This window comes from Rhizobium bangladeshense (genome assembly GCF_001662075.1).
GTDB classification, from domain to species: domain Bacteria; phylum Pseudomonadota; class Alphaproteobacteria; order Rhizobiales; family Rhizobiaceae; genus Rhizobium; species Rhizobium bangladeshense_B.
Map to the genome: position 1 here is coordinate 433,124 of NZ_LYPL01000002.1, position 18,574 is coordinate 451,697.

The window sequence follows — 18,574 nt, forward strand, 5'->3', positions numbered from 1 at the left end:
TCTGAAACGGCTGAGGTCCGGCGGAGCTGAATGCCCGGCCGGACCTTTATTTCACGTCCCGCTCAAATGGCAATTGCCGGACGGCGGGTCAAGCTCTTGAACACTGTGTCAATTCGTCGGCTGCTGTGTGCCGCCTGCAGGCGCGTCTTCCGCCGGAGCCTGATCGGTGGCCGGCGGTGTGGTGCCTTCGCCGCCCTGCGCCGGCGACTGCATCTTATCACGGAAGCTTGCCTCGATCATCTGGGCAAATTGCTCCGGCAGGACGGCCTTCAGCTTCACCACCATCGAATCCAGGAACGGCTTCGACTTGGCCTCATTGACCCAGGTCGGCCGGTGGTCGACATCGACGAGCCAGTTCCAGAAAGCGACGGCGACGACCATCAGCAGCAGGCCGCGCGCCGCGCCGAACAGGAAGCCAAGCGTGCGGTCGAGCGCGCCGATGCGGCTGTCGATGATGAAATCGGCGATCTTCATCGTGATGAAGGAGATGACGATGAGTGCGATCAGAAAGACGACCGCGGCCGAGCCAGCAATCGCGATGCGATCGTCATCGGTGTATTTCTGCGCATAAGGCAGTAGGTACGGATAGAGGTAGTAGGCGGCGGCGGCCGAACCGCCCCAGCTTGCGATCGAAAGGATCTCGCGGGAGAAGCCGCGGACCATCGCCAGTACGGCGGAGAAGAGCACGACGCCGATGACAATACCGTCGAAAATCGTAATGGGCATTTAAATTCAACTCCAGGACTGTCGCTCGGCGGCCGTGTCGTGCCTTATCGTGTGCTTCCTATATCATCACCGTTCCCGGCAATGAAAGGATCAAACCTCGTCTTCCACACGTAGCGCTCCCTTCGATCCGGCGATGCGCGCGACCAGATCCGGCAGGCTTTCGACCTCATTCCATCGCCCGCCGGAACCCTTCGGCAGCTCGGCGGAGGCGGAAGGAAGCAGCGCTGTCGAAAAGCCCAGCTTCTCGGCTTCCTTGAGGCGCTGGGCGGTGTGCGCAACCGGTCGGATGGCGCCCGACAGGCTGACTTCGCCGAAATAGACGCAATCGGCGGGAAGGGCAATACCGGCGAGCGACGAAACGAGCGCCGAGGCAACGGCGAGATCGGCCGCCGGTTCGGAGATGCGGTAGCCGCCGGCGACGTTCAGATAGACGTCGTGCTGGCCGAGCCTGACGCCGCAATGGGCCTCCAGCACCGCCAGGATCATCGACAGCCGGGCCGAATCCCAGCCGACCACGGCGCGCCGCGGCGTGCCGAGCGAGGTCGGCGCCACCAGCGCCTGCACCTCGACGAGCACGGGCCGCGTGCCCTCCATGCCGGCGAAGACGGCCGCACCCGGCGATTTTTCGTTACGCTCGCCGAGAAAGAGCTCGGACGGATTGGCGACTTCGCGCAAGCCTTTGTCGGACATTTCGAAGACGCCGATTTCGTCGGTCGGGCCGAAGCGGTTCTTGACGGTGCGCAGGATGCGGTAGTGATGGCCGCGATCGCCTTCGAAATAAAGCACCGCGTCGACCATGTGCTCGACGACGCGCGGTCCGGCGATCTGCCCGTCCTTGGTGACATGCCCGACCAGCACCATGGCAGCACCCGTCTGTTTGGCAAAACGGATCATCGACTGAACGCCGGTGCGCACCTGGGTCACCGTTCCAGGTGCGGATTCAGCGAGCTCGCTCCACAGCGTCTGGATCGAGTCGATAATGACGAGATCAGGCCGTTTGCCTTCGGCGAGCGTCGCCAGAATATCCTCGACATTGGTTTCGGCCGCCAGCATCACGTCGGTATCGGCAGCGGCAAGACGCTGTGCTCGCAGACGGACCTGCGCCACCGCTTCCTCGCCGGAAACATAGATGATCTTGTGACCACGCCGCGCAAGAGCGGCGGCGGCCTGCATCAGCAGCGTCGATTTGCCGATGCCGGGATCGCCGCCGATAAGCACCGCCGAGCCGCGCACGAAGCCGCCGCCGAGCGCGCGGTCGAGTTCCGACATGGCGGTATGGATGCGCGGCGCCTCCTCGATCTCGCCGGAGAGCGCCGTCAGCGTCACCGGCCGGCCCTTCTTCGGCGTCTTGCCGGGGCCGGAGCCGATGCCGCCCATCGGGTCTTCCTCGACGATGGTGTTCCATTCGCCGCAATTGTCGCATTTGCCGGCCCAGCGGTTATGGACCGCGCCGCAATTCTGGCAGATGAACTGTGTCCTGGCCTTCGCCATCAACTCTTTCTTTCAGTCGCGTTCTACAAAGAAGCACTCGAAGGCTTCATCGAATCATTGTCGTGCTTGAGATAATGGCTATCGCGACGGATCAAAACTAATGATTTCCCATCAGCCCTCGGCATGCCTATGCTTTTCACCTCTGATCACAGCTAGGTGGAAGATGTTCGACTATTCGCTCGCGCACTGGCTTGCATTTCTATCGGCAGCGGTTTTGCTCAACCTGTCGCCAGGCCCCGACATCGCCTTCATCCTCGGCCACACGATGAGGGGAGGGAAACGCGCCGGTTTTTCCGCATTGTTCGGCGTCTGGTCAGGCGCCTGCCTGCATGTGCTGATGGCGGCATTGGGCCTTTCCGCGGTGCTTGCCGCCTCTGCCTTCGCTTTCTCAACCGTCAAATGGCTCGGCGCCGCCTATCTCGTCTGGCTGGGCATCCAGGCTTTGCGCACCGGTGGTGGCAGCGGCCTGATCAAGGCGGCCGGTGAAAGCCTGCCGGTGGTAGGGATCTACCGACAGGGAATCCTGGTGTCGCTCCTCAATCCGAAAGTGGCGATATTCTTCCTGGCCTTCCTGCCGCAATTCGTCGTTGAAGGGGCAGGGCCGGCATGGGCTCAGCTAATGCTACATGGTGGGCTGATCATCGTTGTGGCCGCATTCATCGAGCCGCCGCTCGTCCTTGTCGGAGGGCGGCTTGCCGATGCGCTCAGGCACAATCAAAAGGTCGGGCTATGGCTCGACCGCGGCCTCGGCGCGCTATTCGTGGCGCTCGGTGTCCGCCTTGCGCTAAGCAGCCGTTGAGGGGCGAGCTTCTTCGGCGACGTAGCGCCGCTCGTGGCGTAGCCCCAAGCTGGTCAGGATCTCGTATCCGATCGTGCCGGCCGCCCGTGCCACGTCGTCCAGCGCCATGTTCTTTCCGAATAGCTCGACATAGTCCCCGGCGCGCACGGCGTTTTCGGGCAGATCGGTGACATCGAAGATCGTCAGATCCATGGTGATCCGGCCGGCGACCGGAACCTTGTGTCCGGCGATGTAGCCATGTCCGCCCTGCGGCACGGCTTGGCGCAGCGGCACGCCGCCGCTCGACTGGCTGCGCATATAGCCGTCGGCATAACCGGCCGAGACGATCGCCAGCCGGCTGTCGCGGCGCAGCTGCAGCGCCCGCCCATAGCTGACGCTCTCACCGGCTTCGACGCTGCGCACCTGGATGACGCGCGCCTCCGCGGTAGCGACCGGCCGCATCGGGTTCGCCAAGCCGCAGACCGCTTCGCCGCCATAGAGCGCGATGCCGGGGCGGGTCAGATCGAAGTGATAGTCCTCGCCGAGAAAGATGCCTGCCGAGGCGGCAAGGCTTGAATCGATGCCTTCATAGGCGGCGGTAACCCTGCGGAATGATTCGAGCTGTTGCCGGTTCATCGTGTGGGTGGGATCGTCGCCGCAGGCGAGGTGGCTCATGACGAGCACCGGTGCGAAGCTTGCCGGGCGCGAGACGTCGTCGGCAAGCGCGATAGCATCGTCGATACGCAGCCCCAGCCGGTTGAAGCCGGTGTCGACATGCAGCGCGCAAGGGTAATCGCCATAATCGGCAAGTACCGCCATCCAGAAGGCGAATTGCTCGTCGGAGGAAATCACCGGCACCAGGTCATTGTCGAAGAAGCGCCGTTCCGTGCCCGGCCAAATGCCTGACAGCACGAAGATGCGTGCATCCGGCGCATAGAGGCGAAGTGTCACGCCCTCATCGACGGTCGCGACGAAGAAATCCCGGGCGCCTGCCGTGTAGAGCGCTTCGCCAGCGTCCTCGATGCCGAGGCCGTAGGCATCCGCCTTGACGACGGCTGCGGCGCGCGCAGCACCCGAACGGCGCGCCATGTCGTGCCAGTTTTCCGTCAGCGCGGTGAGGTCGACGGTCAGCCGCAGACCCGCCGAGGAAAAATAGTCGTCGTCTGAGGCGTCCAGAAATTCGCTCATGATCCACGTCGAAAAAGAGGCCGGAGAAAGGATTCTCCGGCCAGTCTAAAGCTCAACCCTGTCGAGGGAAAGGCCGAGGCTGGATGACAGCTGCAGCGTGATCAATGCTCTTCATATTGAATGAAGGAGGGATCGGCGAGATCGGCAAAGCGCGTGAATTCCGCCTGGAAGGCGAGCTTCACCGTGCCCGTAGGCCCGTGGCGCTGCTTGGCGATAATGACGTCGGCCGTGCCCTTCACCTTGTCGAACAGCGCTTCCCATTCCGGATATTTCGGATCGTGGGGATCGCGCGGCTCCTGGTTCTTGACGTAATATTCCTCGCGGAACACGAACAGAACGACGTCGGCGTCCTGCTCGATCGAACCGGATTCACGAAGGTCGGAAAGCTGCGGCCGCTTGTCGTCACGGCTTTCGACCTGACGCGATAGCTGTGACAGCGCGATGATCGGAACGTTGAGCTCCTTGCCGAGCGCCTTCAGGCCGGTGGTGATCTGGGTGATTTCCTGGACGCGATTGTCGCTGGATTTGCCCGAGCCGGTCATCAGCTGCACGTAGTCGACCACGAGCACGTCGAGGCCGCGCTGACGCTTGAGACGGCGCGCGCGTGCCGAAAGCTGAGCGATCGAGATACCGCCGGTCTGGTCGATATAGAGCGGCACCTTCTGCATCATCATCGAGCAGGCGACGAGCTTTTCGAAATCGGCATCGTTGATGTCGCCGCGGCGGATCTTCGAGGAGGAGACTTCCGTCTGCTCGGAGATGATTCGGGTGGCGAGCTGTTCTGACGACATTTCGAGCGAATAGAAGCCGACGACGCCGCCATTCCTGGCTTTCATGCTGCCGTCCGACTGCACTTCGCCCTCGTAGGCGGCGGCGATATTGTAGGCGATGTTGGTGGCAAGCGAGGTCTTGCCCATGCCCGGGCGCCCGGCGAGGATGATCAAGTCCGAGCGCTGCAGGCCGCCCATCTTGGCGTCCAGCGAGTGGATGCCGGTGGAAATGCCGGAAAGGCCACCGTCGCGTTCCTTGGCGACGGCCGCCATGTCGATCGCCAGCGCAACGGCGTCGTTGAAGGACTGGAATCCGCCGTCATAGCGGCCGTTTTCCGCAAGTTCGAAGAGTCGGCGTTCGGTATCCTCGATCTGCGACTGCGGCGGCATGTCGAGCGGTGCGTCATAGGCGATGTTGACGACATCCTCGCCGATGGTGATCAGCGCCCGGCGCAGCGCCAGGTCATAGATCGCTCTTCCGTAATCCTCGGCATTGATGACGGTCACGGCGTTGCTGACCAGGCTCGCCAGATATTGCGAAACCGTCATGTCGCCGACCTTTTCGTCGGCCTTGAGGAAGGTCTTGATCGTTACCGGGTTGGCGATTTTGCCCATGCGGATAATGTCGCCGGCGACCTCGAAGATCTTCCGGTGCAGCGGTTCGTAGAGATGGATCGGCTTGAGGAAGTCCGACACCCGGTAATAGGCGTCGTTGTTCATCAGAATAGCACCCAGAAGCGCCTGCTCGGCCTCGATGTTGTTGGGTGCTTCGCGATAATGCTGCTCCGAGGGGGCAACAGCTGCAATCTTTCGAGCGGCGTCGTTCATCATCATCCGTTCTGTCTTTTTCCAACTCCGGATTTGCAATTCCGGATGGAGAAAATCAAGGGGCTGCAAAAGGCCCGGAGGCCCGCATCGCCTAAATCCCGAACGCTGTGCACGTTGTTCGACTTCTCCACAGTCCGGGGGCGACACAAGCGAGAAATACCGGGAGTGTCACCCTCAGGACACGGCACGGAGCCGACTCAGCTCATTCGTTCCGGAGATGGACATGGTAACGCGATGACATCGGGCACGCAGCAAAAACATCCGGAAATCCCCTGTAAAAGATGATCTCCCCGGTTGTTTCCAACCAAGCGGATGAAACGAAAAAGCCCGGCGCAACGGCCGGGCTTCCTGTCGCGGATCGTGTCCGGCGAGACTTATGCTTCGTCTTCGTCGATGCCGTCGGCTTCCGGATCGAAGAAATCTTCCGGACGCAGCGCGTCTTCGTCGACGCCGTAGATCGCGTCGACCGAGGTGAGTTCTTCGCCCTTGGCCTGGCGCTCAGCCTCGTCGGCGGAACGGGCAACGTTCAGCTCGATATTGATTTCGACTTCGGCATGCAGCTGCAGCTCGACCTTGTGCAGGCCGATCGCCTTGATCGGCGTGTTCAGGTGAACCTGGTTGCGGCCGATGTTGAAGCCTTCGGCAGCGAGAATCTCGACGACGTCACGGGCAGCGACCGAGCCGTAGAGCTGGCCGGTTTCGCCGGCGGAGCGCACGACGATGAAGGACTTGCCGTCGAGAACGTCGGCGACCTTCTGGGCTTCCGACTTGCGCTCGAGGTTGCGGGCTTCGAGCGTCGCGCGCTCGGCTTCGAAGCGGGTCTTGTTGGCGGCGTTGGCCCGCAGCGCCTTGCCGAGCGGCAGCAGGTAGTTACGGGCAAAGCCGTCGCGAACCTTTACGGTTTCGCCCATCTGGCCGAGCTTGGAGATGCGTTCGAGAAGGATGACTTCCATTTTCTTTGTCCTTTCTGTGTCTCAGATTTTCGTATCGGGTTGTTTGGGGGTATCGGCATCTTTCGTCGGGGTCAGCGCGATCGCTTTGCGCGTATCGCTAAGACCCACGACCAGGATGAGGAGAGCTGGCAGCAGCATGAGCATCGAGGCCAGGTAGCAGAGGATGAGGGCCGGCAAGCGCCAGTCCTTGCCGCGCGTGCGGAAATGCAGCGAGGCGAAGCCGGAGAGCATGAAGCCGGCGCCGAAAGTGCCAATCACGGTCGCGCCGATCAGCGCCGGAACGCCGCCGAAGAAGCAGGCGGCAAGCCCGGCGAGGAAGATGAAGATCGAGTTGCGGTTCATGCGCAGCGACGAGGGAATGTCCTCGCGGGGGCGGAGGCCGCGGCCGGATGCTGCAACGATGCGCACCGCGAAATAATAGGCGGCGAACAGCATCGTCACCCACATGCCGCCCTGCAAAGCCGGCAGCATCAGCAGGATCAGCGATTTGGTCTGCGCGGTCGCCGCCGGATCGGGCATGAATTCCGGCTGCTGCTGCTTGAGAGAGGTAATCAGCAGATCGACGATCGGATCGGTGATCTCGGGCCCGTAGCCGATTATCACACCGATGACGATGACGGCGAACGTCACCAGGCCGCAGAGATGCAGCAGGATATCGGAGAGCGGATACCAGGCGAGCAGGTGGTCCGGACCGCCGAGTTCGGATGCGGGGCGGGCGAGATTGGCGAGGTGGCTGAGCCAGCCGGCCGGCAGCAGCGTCACCAGCGTCATGATCAGCGCGAAGGAGGGCGAGATGAACGCGGCGCCGAGTGCGGCTGCAGTGACGACGGCCACAATCGCGGCGGCATTGCCCCAGCCGAGCCCTACAAGCAGGATCGGCAGTGCCGAAGCAGTATAGAGGAGCGCACTGAAAAAGGACGGCTGCACGCTCGCGCCCAGCACCAGCAGGGCAGCGGTCAAGCCGGCGAGTGCGCCGGTCAGCAGCGTTTTAAGGTCCAGTCGTTTCAAGGTCGCTGTCCTGCTTCATCAAGCAGTTAGAGGATGTTGCTGAATCGAATTCAGAAACGTCTCAACATGGGTTTTTAACAGTTCCGATCCGCGCCCATCGCGGAAGGGAGGCAACCCCCGGATCAGAAATCCGGGGGTCACATATTCTATTAGGCGACGACGTACGGCAGCAGGCCGAGGAAACGGGCGCGCTTGATCGCCTGGGCGAGTTCGCGCTGCTTCTTCTGGGAAACGGCCGTGATGCGGGACGGAACGATCTTGCCGCGCTCGGAAATGTAGCGCTGCAGCAGGCGAACGTCCTTGTAGTCGATCCGCGGTGCGTTTGCGCCGGAGAACGGGCAGGTCTTGCGGCGGCGATGGAACGGGCGGCGGACCGGTGCGGAGGAAGCTTCAGACATTCTTATATCTCCTTATGCACGGTCTTCGCGGGGAGCGCGATCCGGACGCGGGCCGCGCTGGAAGTCGCCGTCACGGCGCGGCGGACGGTCACCGAATTCGCGGCGCGGGCCACGGTCGCCGCCTTCACGCGGGCCGCGGTCGTCGCGGTCGCGCTTCTGCAGCATGGCAGACGGGCCTTCTTCGTGCTTTTCGACGGCGATGGTCATGTAGCGAAGAACGTCTTCGCTGATGCGCATCTGACGTTCCATTTCCTGGATCGCAGCAGCCGGAGCATCGATGTCCATCAGCGCGTAATGCGCCTTGCGGTTCTTCTTGATGCGGTAGGTGAGGGACTTGAGGCCCCAGTTCTCGATACGCCCGACTTTGCCGCCGTTTGCTTCGATCACACCCTTGTACTGTTCTACGAGGGCATCGACCTGCTGAGCGGAAATATCCTGCCGGGCAAGGAATACATGTTCATAAAGAGCCATGACAGCTTTGCCTTTCTTGCGTTTGGTTCAACCCGATATTCGGCGGCTAAGCCTCAACGACTGCTCCTGATAGGGCGGACCCAGGCAAGAAAAGCGTTTCCGAGACGGTCGAGAGCGGAGACACGGGAGGCTGGAACGCTTCCGTTCCGAACGATTTGCGATTAGCAAACCGGCCCTCCGTTCAGCCACCAGCCAGAAGACCGGGTTAACGAACAGGGCGGCTTATACGGATTTTTCGGGGAAAGGCAACCCCAATCGGACATTCGAGCCCGACGGAGACCAATCGTTAGCGCCGGGCCGGGCCATCAGAGCGTCAGCGGATACTGCCGGTGCACCTTGGCAATCTCCGCCAGCACCTCTTCTGAAAGCGTCAGCTCGACTGCGCCGAGATCCGTTTTCAACTGCTCCATCGAGGTTGCGCCGATGATGACCGAAGCCATGAAGGGTCTCGACAGGCAGAAGGCGAGCGCCATGGCCGCCGGGTCGAGACCGTATCGGGCGGCGATTTCCAGATAGGCCTTGGTCGCCGGCTCCTGCAGCGGCTGCAGGCGGCCGCCGATATCGGGATTGATCGAAGCGCGCGACCCCTTCGGCTTGCCGCCATCGACATATTTGCCGGTCAGGATGCCGCCGGCGAGCGGCGAATAGGCGAGCAGCCCGACATCCTCGTAATGCGAGAGCTCGGCGAGATCGAGATCGAAATGGCGGTAGAGCAGATTGTACTCGTTCTGAACGCTGGCGACGCGCGGCAGGCTCTTCTGTTCTGACAGCGTCAGGTATTTCTGGATGCCCCAGGTGGTTTCGTTGGAAAGGCCGATCGCCCGGATCTTGCCTTCCTTGACCAGTGCCCCCAACGTTTCCAGGATGTCGAGCATGTTGGCGACGGCTTTGTCGCGATCCTGGTTGAAGGGGTTGTAGTTCCAGTTCTGCCGGAAGTGGAAATGCCCGCGGTTCGGCCAGTGCACCTGGTAGAGGTCGACATAATCCGTCTTCAACCGCTTCAAGCTGGCCTCGAGCGCCAGGCGGATATTCTTTGCATCCGCGCCTTCGCCGCCGCGTATATAATCGCGGCCGCGGCCGGCGACCTTGGTGGCGAGCACGATCTCTCTTCGCTTGCCGGACTTTTCGAACCAGCTGCCGATATAGTCTTCGGTCCAGCCCTGTGTTTCAGGCGAAACCGGCGTTGTCGGGTAAAGCTCGGCGGTATCGAAGAAATTGACGCCTTTCTCGACGGCATAATTCATCTGCGCATGCGCGTCGCTTTCGCTGTTCTGCGAGCCCCAGGTCATGGTGCCGAGGCAGATTTCTGAAACGGAAATCTCGGTCCGGCCTAGCGATTTGTACTTCATGGGAAAACCTTGGGAGAGAGGTGGAAGTCTTGGGAAGCTCAGCGCGAATCTAAGCCGGATTTGGCGGAGCGCAAGAGCAAAAGCCGGGCTTTTGCGCCGGTGCGAAAGGCTTTGCGCAGAAGGTGCCGCCACTTGACTCTGCCGGAAAGAATGTCAATTGGAGGCAAAACAGCCTCGAGGGGCGCAATCAGGGACATCAGAATGACCATTGCTTTCACTTTCCCCGGCCAGGGCAGTCAGGCCGTCGGCATGGGCAAGGATCTGGCCGAGAATTTCGCCGAAGCCCGCGCCGTTTTCGAAGAGGTCGACGAGGCGCTCGGTGAAAAGCTTTCGGACGTCATGTTCAACGGTCCGGAGGACACGTTGACCTTGACGGCGAACGCCCAGCCGGCGCTGATGGCCGTCTCGATCGCCGTCGTCCGTGTTCTCCAAGCCAAGGGGCTGGATCTGAAGTCCGAGGTCGCCTATGTCGCCGGCCATTCGCTCGGCGAATATTCGGCGCTATGCGCCGCCGGCACCTTTTCGCTCGCCGACACTGCGCGGCTGCTGCGCATTCGCGGCAATGCCATGCAGGCCGCCGTCCCCGTCGGCGTCGGCGCCATGGCGGCGATCATCGGCTTGGAACATGCCGACGTCGCAGCTGTCTGCGATGAGGCCGCCGCCGCCGGCGCCTGCCAGATCGCCAACGACAATGGCGGCGGCCAGATCGTCATTTCGGGTGAGAAGGCTGCCGTCGAAAAGGCCGCCGGTCTGGCAACCGACAAGGGCGCCAAGCGCGCCATCCTGCTGCCGGTCTCGGCCCCGTTCCATTCCAAGCTGATGGCGCCCGCCGCCGAGGCGATGCGCGCGGCGCTGGCGACGGTCGCCAAGTCCGATCCTGTCGTGCCTCTCATCGCCAATGTCCGCGCCGCCCCGGTAACGGGCGCCGACGAGATCGCGAACCTCCTGGTCGAGCAGGTGACCGGGCAGGTCCGCTGGCGCGAGACGGTGGAATGGTTCGCCGGCAATGGCGTGACCACACTTTATGAACTCGGTTCCGGCAAGGTGCTGACCGGCCTTGCCCGCCGCATCGACAAAACAGTCAACGGCATCTCCGTCGGCGGTCCGGCGGATATCGACGCGGCCGTCGCCGCCCTCATGGCCTGATTGATATCTCCAGATATAAGGAACGTTTCCATGTTCGATCTTTCCGGCCGCAAGGCTCTCGTCACCGGCGCTTCGGGTGGCATCGGCGAGGAAATCGCCCGTCTCCTTCATAAGCAGGGCGCCATCGTCGGCCTGCACGGCACCCGCGTCGAGAAGCTGGAAGCGTTGGCGGCCGAGCTCGGCGAGCGCGTCAAGATCTTCCCGGCCAACCTGTCCGACCGCGACGAGGTCAAGGCGCTCGGCCAGAAGGCGGAAGCCGATCTCGAAGGCGTCGATATCCTCGTCAACAATGCCGGCATCACCAGGGACGGTCTCTTCGTGCGCATGAGCGACGAGGACTGGGACGCCGTTCTCGAAGTCAATCTGACATCGACGTTCCGCCTGACGCGCGAGTTGACGCACCCGATGATGCGCCGCCGCTATGGCCGCATCATCAACATCACCTCGGTCGTCGGCGTCACCGGCAATCCGGGGCAGGCCAATTACTGCGCTTCCAAGGCCGGCATGATCGGCTTCACCAAGTCGCTGGCGCAGGAAATCGCCACCCGCAACGTGACCGTCAACTGTGTCGCACCCGGCTTCATCGAAAGCGCCATGACCGGCAAGCTGAATGATAAGCAGAAGGAAGCGATCATGGGGGCGATCCCGATGAAGCGGATGGGTACGGGCGGCGAAGTCGCCTCGGCGGTTGCCTATCTTGCGTCCTCCGAGGCTGCCTACATGACCGGCCAGACGCTGCACGTAAACGGCGGCATGGCGATGATCTGAAACGACAAACCATCGGCATGGGGGTATTTCCGCCAATAGCATGTTGAGCAATCACGAAGCGTTGATTTTCTGGCTTTGCGGCAGACTTAAACCATGTTAAGCGGGCCATGACTGTGAACAGTCGTCCCGAGAAAGCAGACGGACCGGCGGGCTTTTCGCAAGCCTGGGAAATCTCTGAAGCCGGGTAAACGAGTTTGCCGAGGATGTCTGAAAACATCGCAGGCTGAAACAGGGTAGGGGTGCCGCAAGGGCATTCCGATCAGGACATAAGGTCGAGGAAACCGACATGAGCGATATCGCAGAACGCGTAAAGAAAATTGTTATTGATCATCTTGGCGTCGATGCCGACAAGGTCGTCGAGAGCGCCAGCTTTATCGACGATCTGGGCGCCGACTCGCTCGACACGGTCGAACTTGTCATGGCTTTCGAAGAAGAATTCGGCGTTGAAATCCCCGACGACGCTGCCGACTCGATCCTGACGGTCGGCGATGCAGTGAAGTTTATTGAGAAGGCCCAGGCCTGATTCTGTAGATTTGAGAAAGGGCGGGCCTGGAGTCCGCCCTTTTCTTTTCGGCCTATTTCTCCATAGAACATAAGAGACGGGGGAAAGCACGCGATGAGACGTGTCGTCATCACTGGTACCGGCATGGTATCACCCTTGGGATGCGGAACTGAGGTGACGTGGTCGCGGCTGCTCGCCGGCCAGAACGGCGCCCGCCTCGTCACCGAATTCGAGGTCGACGACCTTCCCGCCAAGATCGCCTGCCGTATTCCGCTCGGTGACGGCGCCGACGGCACCTTCAATGTTGATCAGTGGATGGAGCCGAAGGAACAGCGCAAGGTCGATCCCTTCATCATCTACGGCATGGCCGCCGCCGACATGGCGCTTGCCGACGCGAACTGGCATCCCGCGAGCGACGAGGATCAGATCGCCACCGGCGTGCTGATCGGCTCCGGCATCGGCGGCATCGAAGGCATCGTCGAGGCAGGCTACACCCTACGCGACAAGGGCCCGCGCCGCATCTCCCCCTTCTTCATTCCCGGCCGCCTGATCAATCTGGTTTCCGGCCAGGTATCGATCCGCCACAAGCTGCGCGGACCCAATCATTCGGTCGTCACCGCCTGCTCGACCGGCGCGCATGCGATCGGCGATGCCGCGCGGCTGATCGCGCTTGGTGATGCCGACGTCATGGTCGCCGGCGGCACGGAATCGCCTGTCAGCCGCATTTCGCTCGCAGGCTTTGCCGCCTGCAAGGCCCTGTCGACCCAGCACAACGACGATCCGCAGAAGGCCTCGCGCCCCTATGACCGCGACCGCGACGGCTTCGTCATGGGCGAGGGCGCCGGCATCGTCGTGCTCGAGGAACTGGAGCACGCCAAGGCGCGTGGCGCCAAGATCTATGCCGAAATCGTCGGCTACGGCCTGTCGGGAGACGCCTATCACATCACCGCGCCCTCCGAAGACGGCGAGGGGGCCGGCCGCTGCATGGCGATGGCGCTGAAGCGCGCCGGGCTGGCTCCGGCCGATATCGATTACATCAACGCTCACGGCACTTCGACCATGGCCGACACGATCGAACTCGGCGCCGTCGAGCGGATGGTCGGCAATGCGGCGTCGAAGATCTCCATGTCCTCGACCAAGTCGGCGACCGGACACCTTCTCGGCGCGGCCGGCGCCATCGAGGCGATCTTCGCCACGCTGGCCATCCGTGACAATATCGCGCCGCCGACGCTCAATCTCGACAATCCTGAACGCGAGACGGCGATCGATCTTGTTCCGCACAAGGCTCGCGAGCGAGAAATCAACGTGGCCCTGTCCAATTCGTTCGGATTCGGCGGCACGAACGCATCGCTCGTGCTGCGCCGTTACGCGCAGTAAAGGGCCTGCCATAGCAGGCGCGCTGGAGTTGAACGACCGGCAACGGCCTCGTTGAACTGTGGCAGAACCTGTTTTTGCCGCATTGCTTCGCGAAATAGCGGAATGAGGGCCAAGTTTTAGAGGATTGCCGGTGAGCGATACGACGAACCAGAGCAACGACAGCCAGGCGCAGAAGGGACCGATCATCCCGAAGTCGCCGAACGAGGCCCTGCGTCCGGAACGTGTTCCGGAGCCGCCGAAGCGCTCCAAGAACGCGCGCAGCCAGATCGTCCTCTTTCTGAACTTCATCATGACGATGGCGGTCCTGGTCTGCGTCGTCGCGGTCATCGCCTTCTACTACGCGACCTCGACCTATCAGAGCCCGGGTCCGCTGCAGACGAACACCAATTTCATCGTCCGCAACGGCGCGGGTCTCGCCGAAATCGCTTCGAACCTCGAGCGCAATGCGATCATCTCCGATGCCCGCATCTTCCGATATCTGACGGCGACACATCTTTCCGCCGGCGAGAGCCTGAAGGCCGGCGAATACGAGATCAAGGCGAAAGCCTCCATGAGCGATATCATGGAGCTGCTGAAATCGGGCAAGTCCATTCTCTATTCGGTTTCCTTCCCTGAAGGCCTGACGGTTCGCCAGATGTTTGACCGCATGCTGCAGGATCCGGTCCTGGAAGGCGACCTGCCTGCCGCACTGCCGGCCGAAGGCAGCCTGCGTCCTGACACCTACAAGTTCTCGCGCGGCACCAAGCGTTCGGAAATCATCGAACAGATGGCGGCGGCACAGCAGAAGCTGGTCGATCAGGTGTGGGACAAGCGTGACCCCTCGCTGCCGCTGCGATCCAAGCAAGAATTCGTCACGCTCGCCTCTATCGTCGAAAAGGAAACCGGCATTCCCGACGAACGTGCCCATGTCGCCTCCGTTTTCCTGAACCGGCTTGGCAAGGGCATGCGCCTGCAGTCCGATCCGACGATCATTTACGGGCTCTTCGGGGGCGAGGGAAAGCCGGCCGACCGACCGATCTACCAGTCGGACCTGAAGCGGGACACGCCCTATAATACCTATGTCATCAAGGGCCTGCCGCCGACGCCGATCGCCAATCCCGGCAAGGATGCGTTGGAAGCCGTCGCCAACCCTTGGAAAACCCAGGATCTCTATTTCGTCGCCGACGGCACTGGCGGCCACGTTTTCGCCGCGACGCTCGAAGAGCACAATGCCAACGTCAAGCGCTGGCGCAAGCTCGAGGCCGACAAGGGTTCGGATCCGAACATTGCGGTCGATGGCCAGCCGGAAGAGCAGCCGGGCGAGAACGGCGCGACTGTCGTGCCGCCGAAGAAAAAGAAGATCAACTGACGGATTTCGGGAGGCTCGCATGGCTTTGCAGTCCATGACCGGTTTTGCGCGGCGCGAGGGAACGAGCGGCCGCTGGCGCTGGGCATGGGAATTGCGCTCGGTCAACGGCAAGGGCTTCGACCTGCGCCTGCGCCTGCCGCCCGGCCTTGAACGCATGGAGGCGGAGGTCCGCCGCCTTGCCGGCGAAAGTTTCAGCCGCGGCAACCTGCAGGCTTCGCTCTCGGTCACTGCCGACGAGAACCGTTTCGAGGCGGTGCTGAACAGGCAAGCGCTTGCCGCTGTGCTTGCCATGCGCGAACAGCTGGTGGACGTGATCGATCCGGCGCCGCTGAAGCTCGATACGCTGCTTCTGGTGCGCGGCATCGTGGAGTTCCGTGAGGGCGAGGACGGCGAGGAGGCGCTGGCCGCCCGGGATGCCGATATCGCCGCCGGCCTCATGGGCGCGCTTGCCGACCTCCGGGCGATGCGCGAACAGGAAGGGGCGGCGCTCTCCCGCATTCTTCTCGACCACGTCGCAACGATCGAAGGCCTGACACGGACGATCGAAACGGATCCCTCGCGCTCGCCGCAGGAGATCGCCTCCCGCCTCGTGGCACAGGTCGCCTTGCTGATGGACGGCATGGCCGCGCTCGACCGCGACAGGCTGCATGCCGAAGCCGCGCTGTTGGCGACCAAGGCGGATCTGCGCGAGGAAATCGACCGCCTGAAGGCGCATGTCGCCGCAGCGCGCGACCTCCTGGTGAAAGGCGGCCCCGCCGGACGCCGGCTGGACTTCCTTGCACAGGAATTTAACCGCGAATCGAATACCATCTGCTCGAAGTCGAATGCCTCGGCGGTTACCGCCGCCGGCATCGAGTTGAAAGTCGTGATCGACCAGTTCCGCGAGCAGGTCCAGAATTTGGAGTAAGACATGAAACCGGCGAAATCCTCGCCCGTGCAGATCGCCCGTCGCGGTCTGATGCTTGTCATCTCGTCGCCGTCGGGCGCCGGCAAGTCCACTATCGCGCGCACGCTGCTGGAGCAGGACAGGCAAATCGGCCTCTCCGTCAGCGTCACCACGCGCCAGCGCCGCCCGAGCGAAGTCGAGGATGTGCATTATCACTTCAAGAGTGTGCGCGAGTTCGAGCGGCTGCGCGATAGCGACGCGCTGCTGGAATGGGCCGAGGTGCATGGCAATTTCTATGGCACGCCGCGCGAGCCTGTGGAGCAAGCCATGGCCGAGGGCCGCGACATGCTCTTCGACATCGACTGGCAGGGCGCCCAGCAACTGCAGGAGAAGATGTCGGCCGACGTCGTCTCGATCTTCGTGCTGCCGCCGACCATGACGGAACTCCAGTCGCGGCTGCACCGCCGCGCCGAGGATTCCGAGGAGGTCATCCAGACGCGTCTTGCCAACAGTCGCGCCGAGATCGCCCACTGGCGCGAATATGACTACGTCATCGTCAACGACGATCTCAATGCCGCCTTCGACGCCGTCCAATCGATCGTCAAGGCCGAACGCCTGCGCCGCGACCGCCGCCATGGCATGTTCGATTTCGTCCGTGGATTGCTGGAAGAGACGCCGTCGCTCTAAATTAAAAGCATATCGCGCAAGGCTGCGCTGCGGTTGAGGGTGCTTTAAAGGCTGTTTGCCAGAAGGCAGAACTCCTCGACGGACAACGTCTCCGCCCGCCGCGCCGGATCGATCCCGGCCTTGACGAGCAGGCTTTCGCCGCCGAGTGGCTTCAGGCTCTGGCGCAGCATCTTGCGGCGCTGGCCGAAGGCGGCCTGCGTCACCTTTTCCAGATTGGCGACGGAGCAGGGGATGGGATTTTCGCGGGGCGTCAGATGTACCACCGTCGACGTCACCTTCGGCGGCGGCGTGAAGGCTTGCGGCGACACGTCGAAGGCCATGCGCGCCTCGGTCCGCCAACCGCAGAGCACGCCAAGACGGCCGTAATGGTCGTCGTCCTCACCGGCGACGATACGCTCGCCGACTTCCTTCTGAAACATCAGCGTCAGCGACTGCCAGAACGGCGGCCAGGCTCCCGGCAGCAGCCAGTTGACCAGCAGCTGCGTGCCGACATTATAGGGCAGGTTGGCGATGATCTTGACCGGGCCTTCCGGCGCCAGGGACTCGAAATCCGTCTTCAGCGCATCGCCTTCGATCACCTCCAGCCGGCCCGGATAGTGATCGGCGATCTCGGCGAGCGCCGGCAGGCATCGCGTATCCCGCTCGATGGCGATCACCTTCCTGGCGCCGAGGGCGAGGATCGCGCGCGTGAGCCCACCTGGGCCTGGGCCGACCTCGATCACGGTCGTTTCTTCGAGCGCTCCTGCCGTGCGGGCGATCTTCTGCGTCAGATTGAGATCCAGCAGGAAGTTCTGCCCGAGCGCCTTGCGCGCATCGAGGCCGTGACGCTGAATGACGTCGCGAAGCGGCGGCAGGCCATCGAGTGCTGCCATCAGCGGCGGCTTTCCCAAGTGCGGCCGAGCTGGAAGGCGAGCTTCAGCGCCGCAACGAGGCTCTGCTCGCGCGCCAGCCCTTTGCCGGCAATGCCGAAAGCGGTGCCGTGATCCGGCGAGGTGCGCACGAAGGGAAGTCCGAGCGTGACGTTGACGCTGTCGTCGAAACCGAGCGCCTTGGCGGGGATCAGGGCCTGATCGTGATACATGCAGATGGCGACATCGTATCGAGCCCGCGCCTCGTCATGAAACATCGTATCGGCGGGCAGGGGGCCGATAGCGTCGATACCCTCGTCGCGCAGGCGCTCAATGGCCGGGCGGATGACATCCTCGTCTTCCCTGCCGATTGTTCCGGTTTCGCCGGCATGCGGATTGAGGCCGGCAACCGCGAGCCGCGGCGCATCGATGCCGAAGCGCTGCCTCAGATCTTCGTGAGCGATCCGGCAGGTTTCCATGACCAATTCGTCCGTCAGCGCCTGCGGCACGTCCCGGAGCGGAATGTGAATGGTGACGGGAATGGCCCGGAGCTTCGGTCCGGACAGCATCATGACAGGGGTCACCGACCTGCCGGTTGCCCTGGTGGCGAGATCGGCGAGAAATTCGGTATGGCCGGGAAAGCGGAAGCCCGCCTCGTAGAGCACGGCCTTGGCGATCGGATTGGTGACGACTGCGAGCGCCTCGCCGCCGATGACAAGCGATACGGCTTTCTCGATTGCCGCGATCGTGCCTTTCGCCGTTGCCACATGCGGCTCACCAGCCACGACCTCAATACCAACAGGCACGCTCATGACGGGCAGTGCATCGGCAAATATGCCGGTGGCCTCGTCGGCCCTGTCGACCTCGCGGATGGAAACCGCCAGGTTGAGCTGGCGGGCTCGCAAGGCCAAGACATCAGGATCGCCGATCAGGAAAAAAGGCGGGAGCCCGAGTTCACGCCGCCGGAGCCAGGCCATCAGAGTGATATCCGGCCCGATGCCGGCGGGATCGCCCTGGCTCAGCGCAAGCGGCCGTGAGAACGGTATAACCAT

At 62.6% G+C, this 18,574-nt stretch carries 19 protein-coding genes; 8 read left to right on the top strand and 11 right to left on the bottom strand.

Annotated features, from left to right (window positions below; genetic code table 11):
• Window positions 1-108 precede the first annotated feature (108 nt).
• Entirely contained in the window at window positions 109-726 is a 618-nt protein-coding gene (locus A7X77_RS06095) for a CvpA family protein (protein ID WP_064682093.1), read from the bottom strand.
• A 90-nt stretch (window positions 727-816) separates the two neighbouring features.
• Complete coding sequence (radA, locus tag A7X77_RS06100; RefSeq protein WP_064682094.1) at window positions 817-2,217, bottom strand: DNA repair protein RadA; 1,401 nt, start codon at window positions 2,215-2,217, stop codon at window positions 817-819.
• 163 nt (window positions 2,218-2,380) lie between these two features.
• On the opposite strand from radA, the gene A7X77_RS06105 reads away from it, so the two are divergent.
• Window positions 2,381-3,016, top strand: a complete 636-nt coding sequence (locus tag A7X77_RS06105; RefSeq protein ID WP_064682095.1) for a LysE family translocator — start codon at window positions 2,381-2,383, stop codon at window positions 3,014-3,016.
• Here the strand turns inward: A7X77_RS06105 and alr are convergent.
• From alr to A7X77_RS06140, 7 genes are all read right to left on the bottom strand, one after another.
• Complete coding sequence (alr, locus tag A7X77_RS06110; protein WP_064682096.1) at window positions 3,002-4,183, bottom strand: alanine racemase; 1,182 nt, start codon at window positions 4,181-4,183, stop codon at window positions 3,002-3,004. The genes A7X77_RS06105 and alr overlap by 15 nt on opposite strands.
• 101 nt (window positions 4,184-4,284) lie before the next feature.
• A complete protein-coding gene (locus A7X77_RS06115) occupies window positions 4,285-5,781 on the bottom strand; it encodes a replicative DNA helicase (RefSeq protein ID WP_012483300.1) in 1,497 nt (498 codons plus the stop codon).
• A 374-nt stretch (window positions 5,782-6,155) separates the two neighbouring features.
• Window positions 6,156-6,734: a 50S ribosomal protein L9 gene (rplI, locus tag A7X77_RS06120; protein ID WP_064682097.1), complete on the bottom strand. Its 579-nt coding sequence runs from the start codon at window positions 6,732-6,734 to the stop codon at window positions 6,156-6,158.
• A gap of 21 nt (window positions 6,735-6,755) precedes the next feature.
• Window positions 6,756-7,742, bottom strand: a complete 987-nt coding sequence (locus A7X77_RS06125) for a DUF2232 domain-containing protein (RefSeq protein ID WP_064682098.1) — start codon at window positions 7,740-7,742, stop codon at window positions 6,756-6,758.
• Window positions 7,743-7,891: 149 nt separating this feature from the next.
• A complete protein-coding gene (rpsR, locus tag A7X77_RS06130) occupies window positions 7,892-8,140 on the bottom strand; it encodes a 30S ribosomal protein S18 (RefSeq protein ID WP_004680498.1) in 249 nt (82 codons plus the stop codon).
• A 12-nt stretch (window positions 8,141-8,152) separates the two neighbouring features.
• Window positions 8,153-8,611 carry a 30S ribosomal protein S6 gene (rpsF, locus tag A7X77_RS06135; protein WP_004680499.1) on the bottom strand — a complete coding sequence of 153 codons (459 nt, stop codon included), beginning with the start codon at window positions 8,609-8,611 and terminating at the stop codon, window positions 8,153-8,155.
• 305 nt (window positions 8,612-8,916) lie between these two features.
• Window positions 8,917-9,960, bottom strand: a complete 1,044-nt coding sequence (locus A7X77_RS06140) for an aldo/keto reductase (protein WP_064682099.1) — start codon at window positions 9,958-9,960, stop codon at window positions 8,917-8,919.
• Between the two features lie 201 nt (window positions 9,961-10,161).
• On the opposite strand from A7X77_RS06140, the gene fabD reads away from it, so the two are divergent.
• The 7 genes from fabD to gmk all read left to right on the top strand — a co-directional run bounded on the left by fabD (window position 10,162) and on the right by gmk (window position 16,674).
• Window positions 10,162-11,106 carry an ACP S-malonyltransferase gene (gene fabD, locus A7X77_RS06145; RefSeq protein ID WP_064682100.1) on the top strand — a complete coding sequence of 315 codons (945 nt, stop codon included), beginning with the start codon at window positions 10,162-10,164 and terminating at the stop codon, window positions 11,104-11,106.
• A gap of 30 nt (window positions 11,107-11,136) precedes the next feature.
• Window positions 11,137-11,874, top strand: coding sequence for a 3-oxoacyl-[acyl-carrier-protein] reductase (gene fabG / locus A7X77_RS06150; protein WP_064682101.1), 738 nt, complete (start codon window positions 11,137-11,139; stop codon window positions 11,872-11,874).
• A gap of 286 nt (window positions 11,875-12,160) precedes the next feature.
• A complete protein-coding gene (locus tag A7X77_RS06155; protein ID WP_003547058.1) occupies window positions 12,161-12,397 on the top strand; it encodes an acyl carrier protein in 237 nt (78 codons plus the stop codon).
• A 93-nt stretch (window positions 12,398-12,490) separates the two neighbouring features.
• Window positions 12,491-13,753 (top strand): beta-ketoacyl-ACP synthase II, encoded by a 1,263-nt coding sequence (fabF, locus tag A7X77_RS06160; protein WP_064682102.1) that lies wholly within the window; start codon window positions 12,491-12,493, stop codon window positions 13,751-13,753.
• A gap of 130 nt (window positions 13,754-13,883) precedes the next feature.
• Window positions 13,884-15,101, top strand: a complete 1,218-nt coding sequence (mltG, locus tag A7X77_RS06165; protein WP_064682329.1) for an endolytic transglycosylase MltG — start codon at window positions 13,884-13,886, stop codon at window positions 15,099-15,101.
• A 19-nt stretch (window positions 15,102-15,120) separates the two neighbouring features.
• Complete coding sequence (locus tag A7X77_RS06170; protein ID WP_064682103.1) at window positions 15,121-16,008, top strand: YicC/YloC family endoribonuclease; 888 nt, start codon at window positions 15,121-15,123, stop codon at window positions 16,006-16,008.
• A 3-nt stretch (window positions 16,009-16,011) separates the two neighbouring features.
• Entirely contained in the window at window positions 16,012-16,674 is a 663-nt protein-coding gene (gene gmk, locus A7X77_RS06175; RefSeq protein WP_064682104.1) for a guanylate kinase, read from the top strand.
• Window positions 16,675-16,718: 44 nt separating this feature from the next.
• Here gmk and rsmA read toward each other — a convergent pair whose 3' ends face one another.
• The gene (gene rsmA / locus A7X77_RS06180; protein WP_064682105.1) at window positions 16,719-17,546 is read right to left on the bottom strand and encodes a 16S rRNA (adenine(1518)-N(6)/adenine(1519)-N(6))-dimethyltransferase RsmA; all 828 of its coding nucleotides are present in this window, start codon (window positions 17,544-17,546) and stop codon (window positions 16,719-16,721) included.
• Window positions 17,546-18,574 carry a 4-hydroxythreonine-4-phosphate dehydrogenase PdxA gene (gene pdxA, locus A7X77_RS06185; protein WP_064682106.1) on the bottom strand — a complete coding sequence of 343 codons (1,029 nt, stop codon included), beginning with the start codon at window positions 18,572-18,574 and terminating at the stop codon, window positions 17,546-17,548. The genes rsmA and pdxA overlap by 1 nt, the downstream gene beginning before the upstream one ends.

Coding starts and splice junctions, on each gene's coding strand:
- rpsF (WP_004680499.1), bottom strand. CDS start 8,611: ATGGCTCTTTATGAACATGTATTCCTTGCCCGGCAGGATATTTCCGCT.
- radA (WP_064682094.1), bottom strand. CDS start 2,217: ATGGCGAAGGCCAGGACACAGTTCATCTGCCAGAATTGCGGCGCGGTC.
- fabD (WP_064682100.1), top strand. CDS start 10,162: ATGACCATTGCTTTCACTTTCCCCGGCCAGGGCAGTCAGGCCGTCGGC.
- A7X77_RS06140 (WP_064682099.1), bottom strand. CDS start 9,960: ATGAAGTACAAATCGCTAGGCCGGACCGAGATTTCCGTTTCAGAAATC.
- fabG (WP_064682101.1), top strand. CDS start 11,137: ATGTTCGATCTTTCCGGCCGCAAGGCTCTCGTCACCGGCGCTTCGGGT.
- gmk (WP_064682104.1), top strand. CDS start 16,012: ATGAAACCGGCGAAATCCTCGCCCGTGCAGATCGCCCGTCGCGGTCTG.
- rpsR (WP_004680498.1), bottom strand. CDS start 8,140: ATGTCTGAAGCTTCCTCCGCACCGGTCCGCCGCCCGTTCCATCGCCGC.
- fabF (WP_064682102.1), top strand. CDS start 12,491: ATGAGACGTGTCGTCATCACTGGTACCGGCATGGTATCACCCTTGGGA.
- A7X77_RS06095 (WP_064682093.1), bottom strand. CDS start 726: ATGCCCATTACGATTTTCGACGGTATTGTCATCGGCGTCGTGCTCTTC.
- A7X77_RS06155 (WP_003547058.1), top strand. CDS start 12,161: ATGAGCGATATCGCAGAACGCGTAAAGAAAATTGTTATTGATCATCTT.
- rplI (WP_064682097.1), bottom strand. CDS start 6,734: ATGGAAGTCATCCTTCTCGAACGCATCTCCAAGCTCGGCCAGATGGGC.
- rsmA (WP_064682105.1), bottom strand. CDS start 17,546: ATGGCAGCACTCGATGGCCTGCCGCCGCTTCGCGACGTCATTCAGCGT.
- A7X77_RS06105 (WP_064682095.1), top strand. CDS start 2,381: ATGTTCGACTATTCGCTCGCGCACTGGCTTGCATTTCTATCGGCAGCG.
- A7X77_RS06170 (WP_064682103.1), top strand. CDS start 15,121: ATGGCTTTGCAGTCCATGACCGGTTTTGCGCGGCGCGAGGGAACGAGC.
- alr (WP_064682096.1), bottom strand. CDS start 4,183: ATGAGCGAATTTCTGGACGCCTCAGACGACGACTATTTTTCCTCGGCG.
- pdxA (WP_064682106.1), bottom strand. CDS start 18,574: ATGGTTATACCGTTCTCACGGCCGCTTGCGCTGAGCCAGGGCGATCCC.
- A7X77_RS06115 (WP_012483300.1), bottom strand. CDS start 5,781: ATGAACGACGCCGCTCGAAAGATTGCAGCTGTTGCCCCCTCGGAGCAG.